The sequence below is a fragment of the Okeania sp. genome (genome assembly GCF_983059655.1).
Genome location: NZ_CEZPJD010000726.1, coordinates 1 through 4,022 on the forward strand (window position 1 = coordinate 1; position 4,022 = coordinate 4,022).

Consider the following 4,022-nt stretch of genomic DNA (forward strand, 5'->3'; position numbering starts at 1 on the left):
AGCAGTTCAGTTAATGTTAATTATTCTGAATGTTTACTTCCTTCTCTCTAACTCCCCCACTCTTCATTTTTGCTATTTTCTCCTATTTGAACCCTCAATGACAGCAAGAGTTTAAGACATAGTAACCTTATTGTAACAAAAATTAATAAAAATCAATTGACATAATTTTTAGTTGATGCAAGAATAACAAATCGTGTTAACTATCCGTAGAGGAGACCCTTGGCTAACGTAATTGTAATAGGTGCCCAGTGGGGCGATGAAGGAAAAGGAAAAATTACTGATTTGTTAAGCAAGTCAGCAGATGTGGTGGTACGTTACCAGGGGGGAGTAAATGCTGGCCATACTGTTGTTGTTGATGGTCAAACATTTAAACTACACTTAATTCCTTCCGGTATTCTCTATCCTGATACTGAGTGCATTATTGGCTCTGGAACAGTTATTGACCCCAAGGTTCTGATTGAAGAATTAGAGCAGGTTGAAGCTTTAGGAATCTCCACATCAAATTTGATGATTTCTCAAGCTGCTCATGTGACAATGCCTTACCATAGACTAATAGACCGGGCATCGGAGGAACGTAGAGGTAGTCAAAAAATAGGAACTACAGGAAGAGGTATTGGTCCAACTTATGCCGATAAGTCCGAGCGTACAGGGATTCGGATGATTGATTTGATGAGTCCAGATAGATTAAGAGAGCAGATAAATTGGACGGTTAATTATAAGAATTTAATTTTAGAAAAGCTTTATAATCTATCTCCTTTAGAGCCAGACGAGGTAGTAAAAGAATATTTGGAGTATGCAGAGCGCCTCAGACCTAATGTAATAGATGCGTCTTTGAAAATCTACAATGCAATTCAGCGCAAACATAATATCTTATTTGAAGGAGCACAAGGTACTCTCCTCGATTTAGACCACGGTACTTATCCTTATGTTACTTCCTCAAACCCAGTGGCAGGAGGTGCTTGTGTTGGTGCGGGAGTGGGACCAACAATGATTGACCGAGTAATTGGGGTGGCAAAGGCTTATACTACTAGAGTGGGAGAAGGGCCATTTCCTACAGAAGCTCAAGATGATATAGGGACATTGCTACGCGACCGTGGTGCAGAATTTGGGACAACAACTGGTCGTGAACGTCGTTGTGGATGGTTTGATGGGGTCATTGGACGTTATGCAGTCCGAATTAATGGTATGGATTGTATGGCAATTACTAAGTTAGATGTATTGGATGAATTGCCAGAGATTAAAGTATGTGTAGCTTATGACCTGGAGGGCGAGCGTTGCGAAGATTTTCCCAGTAGTTCTGTGCAGCTAGCTAAATGTAAACCTATTTATGAAACTTTACCTGGTTGGCAAAAGCCCACCATAGATTGTAGAAGTCTTGAAGATTTACCCAAGCAAGCTTTAGATTATTTACGATTTTTGGCAGAGCTAATGAATGTGCCTATTGCCATTGTTTCTTTAGGAGCTAGTCGCGACCAGACTATTGTAGTAGAAGACCCAATTCATGGACCAAAGCGGGCACTTTTAGGTTCCCATGGTAGTACGATTATTTCTTAATCAATCGAATTTGATTTTAATGCTAATGGGTTTGAAGGAGGAATCAGGAAGGAAGAAAAAGGAAAAAGTTGATGGGGACTAAAAGCCCTAACCAATTTTAAACATCATGTAGACTGTAGGGTATTAAGCCCAAAACAAAAGGATAAAAAAATATAAAACTATATAGTTTAGATGTTAGCAAAGGATAGAAAAATTGTGTAAATTCTGTTCTCTCTCAAAAATTATTTTTAATTCGCTTTTTTATTCTTCCTTCTTCCTTGTTCCTTCTGCAAAGCTTAAAACTTAGACAACACCATATTTTTCCTTCTTTCTTCTTCCTTCTTCTGCTATATCAAAAACTTTGGTATAATTGTTAAGCAAACTAAGCGAAAAAAGTCAAGATGGAAGTTACAGTAGAATGTCAAAAAAGACCTGAAGGTAGTAAAACCAAAGCTCTAAGACGAGAAGGATTAATTCCTGCAGTATTATATGGTCATCAAGGTACAGAATCAGTTCCATTAACAATTGAAGTTAAAAAAGCACAAAAGTTGTTAAAGGATACCTCTATTAACAATACTATTATCGATCTTCAAGTTCCTGATATTTCTTGGAGTGGCAAAACTATTCTTCGGGAAGTTCAATCTCATCCCTATAAACCTTTAATTCTTCACCTAAGTTTTTTCTCCGTAGCTGCTCATGGAAGTTTAGATGTAGAAGTACCTATACATTTTGTTGGCGATCCAGTAGGAGTTAAGGTAGATGGTGGAATTTTAGATCAGGTTGTTACAGAATTAGCAATCAGATGTAAACCAGATAAAATTCCTGAAACATTGGATATAGATATCTCAGGTCTGAAGTTAGGAGAGTCTCTTCAACTAAGTCAAATTACTTTACCAGAAGGAGTAGAAACGGCAGGAGAAGCAGACTTAGTGTTAGCACGTGTAATGGCTTCTGCGGGAGCTTCATCTACAGAGTCGGAGAGTGAAGCAGCAGAATAAAGTAGAGATTTCATAAGTATCGGTTGATATTATGATGACATAAATGTGAAAAAAAATGTAGAGGCATTTCATGGAAAGTCTCTACAAAAATTTCTCAATCGGTATTTATTCAGCAAGCCCTAAATATTCTGTAATCCACCATTTCTCCTGACTATTGACTACTGACTACTACCAAGAGCATTCATACTTTTTCAGCAAGCCCTAGATATATTTGGCACTGAAGCGCAACTACAAACAAGGAGTATAATTTTCCAAAGATAAGAGAATCATTGTATTCCTTCCAAGGCATCTATCTTAGCTTTGATGTCTTCATCTTGGAGATTGTTGTAGTGCCTCTGAAGTAAGGCAATATCTTCTGGTTGCCAATTCACCTTTTTAAGCACTTTATTAATCTGTGCTTTCAATTCAGAACGCAATTCCCTTACTTTTTCTAATTCTATAGATTCACTTTCTTCCCAAGCATCAGCAAAAATCTCTAAAACTTTTTTGCCCTCTTCCCTACTAATAGATCGTTCCTCGCCAAAATTATTTATTAGATCGGGATATCGTTTTGGTGAACCCAACCATTGAATTAAGGTAACCGTATCAGATTCTCCTCCACTGGTAAAGTAAGCGAGAAAACGAATTCCTGCTTTTTGGTTTGTATGAGTTGCATTCAAAATTTGTAAAATTTGCTGAGTATTAAATTTGCCCATCTGCCCTAGTGATTTGGCTGTTGCTTCACAAACCTCCGAATCTTCATCCCTCAACAAATCTAACAATTGGGGAATTAATTGTTTAGCCTCCGACCCCAAATTACCCACAGCCATTGCTGCTGCTTTACGGACATCCGAATCTTCATCGCTCAACAACTGTTGCAACTGAGGAATCAATTGTTTAGCCTCCGACCCCAAATTACCCACAGCCATTGCTGCTGTTATACGGACATCCGAATCTTCATCGCTCAACAACTGTTGCAACTGAGGAATCAATTGTTTAGCCTCTGACTCCAGATTACCCACTGCCCTTGCTGTGGCAGTACGAACACGCCCATCTTTATCTTTGAATAACTGCTGCAATTGGGGAATAAATTCTTTAGCAGTCTCGGACTCCATCTCACCCACTGCCCATGCTGCTGCTCTACGGACATCCGAATCTTCATTGCTGAACAACTGCTCCACCTGAGGAATCAATTCTTGGGCATCCCATCCCATTTCACCCACTACTCTTACTGCTGCAGCACGGACACGCCAATTGTTATCGCTGAACAACTGCTGCAACTGGGGAATCAATTGTTTAGCCTCCCATCCCATCTCACCCACTGCTGTTACTGCTGCGTAACGGATATTAGAATTTTGATCGCTCAACAACTGCTGCAACTGAGGAATCAATTCTGTGGTCTCCCATCCCATCTCACCCACTGCTGTTACTGCTGCGTAACGGATATTAGAATTTTGATCGCTCAACAACTGCTGCAACTGGGGAATCAATTGTTTAGCCTCTGACCCCATC

The 4,022-nt window shown here is 39.4% G+C and carries 3 protein-coding genes; 2 read left to right on the forward strand and 1 reads right to left on the reverse strand.

Features of this window, described 5'->3' with window-relative positions; all coding sequences use genetic code 11:
• The first annotated feature begins 219 nt into the window (after positions 1–219).
• Positions 220–1,554 carry an adenylosuccinate synthase gene (locus tag AC3DU7_RS27390; RefSeq protein WP_488042422.1) on the forward strand — a complete coding sequence of 445 codons (1,335 nt, stop codon included), beginning with the start codon at positions 220–222 and terminating at the stop codon, positions 1,552–1,554.
• A 380-nt stretch (positions 1,555–1,934) separates the two neighbouring features.
• Complete coding sequence (locus tag AC3DU7_RS27395) at positions 1,935–2,531, forward strand: 50S ribosomal protein L25/general stress protein Ctc (protein WP_488042423.1); 597 nt, start codon at positions 1,935–1,937, stop codon at positions 2,529–2,531.
• 266 nt (positions 2,532–2,797) lie between these two features.
• On the opposite strand, the gene AC3DU7_RS27400 is transcribed toward AC3DU7_RS27395, so the two are convergent.
• The coding region (locus AC3DU7_RS27400) for a sister chromatid cohesion protein PDS5 (protein WP_488042424.1) at positions 2,798–4,022 on the reverse strand (1,225 nt) is incomplete at its 5' end.

Coding starts and splice junctions, on each gene's coding strand:
- AC3DU7_RS27395 (WP_488042423.1), top strand. CDS start 1,935: ATGGAAGTTACAGTAGAATGTCAAAAAAGACCTGAAGGTAGTAAAACC.